Origin of the sequence: Paenibacillus popilliae ATCC 14706, assembly GCF_000315235.1 — a bacterium.
Taxonomy (GTDB): Bacteria; Bacillota; Bacilli; order Paenibacillales; family Paenibacillaceae; genus Paenibacillus_B; species Paenibacillus_B popilliae.
Map to the genome: position 1 here is coordinate 1 of NZ_BALG01000435.1, position 239 is coordinate 239.

Genomic DNA, 239 nt, shown 5'->3' on the forward strand with positions numbered 1-239 from the left:
CGCCGCCGTCAGTCTAACATCGCCCGTCTTGTTGTTGACTGATTTTACGGGCACATGGATGCTAGCTACCTTTTTATTTGCATACTCCTTGGCAGCGGTCAACGCCGCATCAACGGCATTAAAATTATCATTAAAGTCGCCCACACTGTAAAAGTCATTCTCGCCTGGCAACTTCAGGCCATAGTTCGGTGTTGTCTTCACTAGATCACCTCATTTCGTAATTCATAGTGTGTTCTTTT

At 45.6% G+C, this 239-nt stretch carries 1 protein-coding gene; it reads right to left on the minus strand.

Annotated features, from left to right (window positions below; translation table 11 throughout):
• Positions 1-201 (minus strand): hypothetical protein (locus PPOP_RS18080; protein ID WP_006288115.1); only part of this gene is annotated, 201 nt, incomplete at its 3' end.
• Between the last annotated feature and the right edge of the window lie 38 nt (positions 202-239).